4 protein-coding genes are annotated in these 3,615 nt (G+C 65.5%); 1 reads left to right on the top strand and 3 read right to left on the bottom strand.

What is annotated here, in order from left to right:
* Window positions 1-881: ATP-binding protein (locus tag CWO91_RS41785; protein ID WP_130221115.1), on the bottom strand; the 881-nt coding region annotated here is incomplete at its 3' end.
* A 103-nt stretch (window positions 882-984) separates the two neighbouring features.
* Window positions 985-1,803 carry a YkgJ family cysteine cluster protein gene (locus tag CWO91_RS41780; protein ID WP_130221114.1) on the bottom strand — a complete coding sequence of 273 codons (819 nt, stop codon included), beginning with the start codon at window positions 1,801-1,803 and terminating at the stop codon, window positions 985-987.
* Window positions 1,804-2,228: 425 nt separating this feature from the next.
* Between CWO91_RS41780 and CWO91_RS45180 the strand changes: the two genes are divergently transcribed.
* Window positions 2,229-2,363, top strand: a complete 135-nt coding sequence (locus tag CWO91_RS45180) for a hypothetical protein (protein ID WP_283811087.1) — start codon at window positions 2,229-2,231, stop codon at window positions 2,361-2,363.
* Window positions 2,364-2,389: 26 nt separating this feature from the next.
* Here CWO91_RS45180 and CWO91_RS41775 read toward each other — a convergent pair whose 3' ends face one another.
* Window positions 2,390-3,454, bottom strand: coding sequence for a ketopantoate reductase family protein (locus tag CWO91_RS41775; protein ID WP_130221113.1), 1,065 nt, complete (start codon window positions 3,452-3,454; stop codon window positions 2,390-2,392).
* Window positions 3,455-3,615: the final 161 nt, after the last annotated feature.

Genomic DNA, 3,615 nt, shown 5'->3' with positions numbered 1-3,615 from the left:
CGGCGTTGCGGGCGGCTGGCATCGGGCGGCGGCGCCGCCAGGATCACGGCGCGCGCATCTTCCAGTGTCGCTTCCGGCAGCGGCATCAGCCGCGGCGTGGAATTGCGCGGGCTCGTGTCGGTCGGGCCGATGTTCAAACGCAGGGGACGCCGCGACAGCGCAGGTCCCAACGCCATGAACTGTCCGCGCTCGAGATCGCGAAAAGCTTCGGCCTGCCGCCGCTCCATGCCGAGCAGGTCGGCGGCGCGCGCCATGTCGATGTCGAGGAAGGTCCGGCCCATCAGGAAGTTGGAGGCTTCCGCCGCGACGTTCTTGGCGAGCTTGGCCAGACGCTGGGTTGCGATGATGCCGGCGAGCCCGCGCTTGCGGCCGCGGCACATCAGATTGGTCATGGCGCCGAGCGACAGTTTTCGCGCCTCGTCCGAGACTTCGCCGGCAACCGCCGGCGCAAACAGCTGCGCCTCGTCGACGACCACGAGCATCGGGTACCAATGATCGCGGTCGACGTCGAACATCCCGCCGAGGAACGCCGCGGCGCGCCGCATCTGGTTCTCGGCGTCGAGCCCTTCGAGATTGAGCACGGTGGAGACGCGATGCAGCCGCGCGCGCTCGCCAGCGACCTGAAGCCCGCGCTCGGTGTGATCCTCGGCCGCGATCACCAGGTGGCCGAAGCGTTCGGCCAGCGTGACGAAGTCGCCCTCGGGGTCGATGATGGCCTGCTGCACCCAGGGCGCGCTCTGTTCCAGGAGCCGTCGCAGCAGATGCGATTTGCCGGAGCCCGAATTGCCCTGAACCAGGAGGCGGGTCGCCAGCAGTTCCTCGAGGTCCATGGCCGCCGCGGCGCCTGCCGTGGTCTGCCCCATCTCGATCGCAACCGTCATGTCCCCGACTCAAGTCCCGCCATTCGCGGACAGGGGCTTATCAACCCGGCCGGGCGCGTCGAGCGCTACCGCGCGAATCAGACCGTGTTGCCCACGGCGGAGTTCAGGCGTGATGCGACAACCGTAGAAGCGCGGGCCGATAAGGCGCGCGGGGATCGTCGTCCTCGTTCTCAGGGATGGCGCAGGATCCGAATTCCTGCCTGATCCGTTCGATCTCGGCGATGCGCTCATGCAGCCGCTGCAAATGCTCGGGCGACTTTGCGCGCCAGAACCGGAAGGTGTCGGCGGTGAGCGGCAGGAATGCGGTACCGAACAGCGTCGGATCGGGAACGACGGTGCGTCCCAGCAGCAGGAACCGCTCGGTGCCGGACACGACGAGGGTCGCATAGCCGCGGTTTCCGATCCGCCTGATCCCGCTCAGCGACCATTCGGCAAGCTTGCTGAAATACGGCTCCTCGCGCCAGCGGTCGGGACAATCATCGTCGACCGTGACGTTGACGGCGTCCTGGCTGAAATGCACCACGATGCCCGACTTCGCCGGAAACCAGTCGTCGTCGAGATGGCCCTGCAGCCAGGCACAGACGAACGACCGGCACATTTGTGGGCGGCGATCGTAGATGGTGCATCCCGTGCCCGCTTGCCAATGTTTGCAGAGCTGGTTCACCGGCTTGTCGACGCCGGCCACTTCGAGGATATCGCAGCAGGCGTTGCATGAGCCGCATTGCCGAACCGGGCGGGCCGTCTTCGGCAGGCCGGTCGCGCGAAAGCCCTGGCCGTCGCGCACCAGCAGCTTCTGCTTCTCCAGCGCGGTCAACGCCCGCTCGATCTTGAGACGGGACAGTCCGGTTGCATCGATCACGCCCTTCATCGTCGTCGCGCCTGCCTCGACCGCGCGGACGACGCTCAGCATCGCCTGATCCATTGTTGTTGTTCTTGTTCTCTCGGCCGTGCATTGCGATTTCGCCGGACAACAGACCGGCAAACAGGTCATAGACACCTGACCTAAAAAGATATGTTGCTCACCCCTCTGTCGGCTGGGCAAGAAGCCGGGCCCGTTCTGCGCGCATGCAACGTCTGCGTGAATGCAGGGCCAGCACATGAGGGGGAGCCATTCGCGTCGAATCGGCTCGCTTTGCTCGCGAAGCACCGGGATCTGACAGGCGGCATGCCGTCGTCTCACGCAGTCGTGATATCAGCGGACCGCGCGTCGTCGCGATGTGAACGCGACCCGATCGCGTGACTAATGGAGATGCGACGACTGTCGTTGAGTTTGCGCCACACCGGGAACAGTGCCGTACACCGAACCTGCAGCGAGCAGTGGTTCAGATCGTTCACGGCAGGCGCTGCGTGGGTGATACTGGTGCAACGCTCGGCCGAGGCGGCCGCCGCCTCGGGCATCCCGACCTTGTCACACGCGCCGGCGCGGTCACGCTGGTCGCCGCGACCGGCCTGATCCGGATTCAATCGCTCTGGAGCGGGTGAGCGCCGACGTTGCTGGAAACGGCGGCCTACTGCGCGCCGGATCCGCCCTGCACGATCTTCTCGTTCAGCTTCTGGTCGACGGTGTCGACGGTGCGGTCGATCTCGGCGTTGGGCGCGCCGAGCTGATGCGAGATCAGCTTCACCAGCAAGTCGACGCGCTCGATGAAGGGCGCGCCGCTCGCGACCGCGCGGGCGGCCGACGACGGCTTGAGCAGGCTTTCAGCGGCCTTGGCATATTTCGCGAACGGCACCTGGTCCTGCGGGTCGGCGCCGAGGCGGCGGGCGATGGCATCGACATGGTCGTAGATCGTCTGCGAGCGCGCGAGGTCGCCATGCACGGCGTCGCGGATCGACTGCGGCTCATTCGGCGTGATGCAGCGGTAGTTGCCGGTCAGCAGCATCGACCATTTCGCCAGCGGCACGAACAACGAGTCGAACACCTTCAGCTTCACCGGCACGTCGTGGCCGTCGAGTGTCACCGCGTCGATGTCGGCTTCGAGCTCGCGCAGCAGCTTGTTGTGCTTCTCGTCTGCGAACACCGATGCCTTGAAGTTCGTGGGCAGGCCGACATGAAGCACGTTCGCCGCCTCTTCCGGCGGACGGAACGCCTGCGGGTCGGGCGAGCACAGCGTCACCAGCCCCGGCTCGAATCGCTCCCACACCTGCGCATTGGTGTAGGCCTCCTCGAGATCCATGTCTGCGAGCGCCGGGATCCGCTTCAGATAGGGCAGCGGCGGCATGTTCATGATCGACAGGCACGGCAGCTTCGCCGCGGCGATCTTGACCATGAGAACGCGCACGGTGTGGTTGGTGTATTGCGGCTCCTGCATCGCGAGGCCGACCAGGTCGTAACGGGAGAGGTCGACATTGGCCGGTGTCACGGCGTCGAGCTTGCCGGGCAGGTCGCGCGAGAAGATCGCCCGATGCACCGCCTCATCGCGCAACTTGATGCGCACCTCGGTACCATCCCGGTTGATCAGCTCCGCGGTCTTGGCGCGGCAGACCAGGGTCACGTTATGTCCCGCCATCAGCAGCTTCGTGCCCAGCAGGGAGCCGTAAGAAGCTCCGAGAATCAGGATGTTACGCGCCATATTTCGTCCCTTCGAGAATTATGCTGCTTTTTTGGGCCGCCTACGTCGTCCGAGGGCGAGTTGCCGGCATGTAAAGCGAAGTGCGTGGCGATGGCAACTGGTATAATGCATGCAAGGAGATGCCGATACCCCCATCGCATCCGTGCCTGTGTCGCCTCTCC

It is taken from the genome of Bradyrhizobium genosp. SA-3 (assembly GCF_004212635.1).
GTDB lineage: Bacteria > Pseudomonadota > Alphaproteobacteria > Rhizobiales > Xanthobacteraceae > Bradyrhizobium.
Note: the sequence above shows the minus strand (reverse complement) of the source record. Positions and strands in the feature narration are given on the sequence as shown.

Excerpts from the sequence above, each read along its gene's own strand:
- CWO91_RS41780 (WP_130221114.1), bottom strand. The coding sequence starts at position 1,803 with ATGGATCAGGCGATGCTGAGCGTCGTCCGCGCGGTCGAGGCAGGCGCG.
- CWO91_RS41775 (WP_130221113.1), bottom strand. The coding sequence starts at position 3,454 with ATGGCGCGTAACATCCTGATTCTCGGAGCTTCTTACGGCTCCCTGCTG.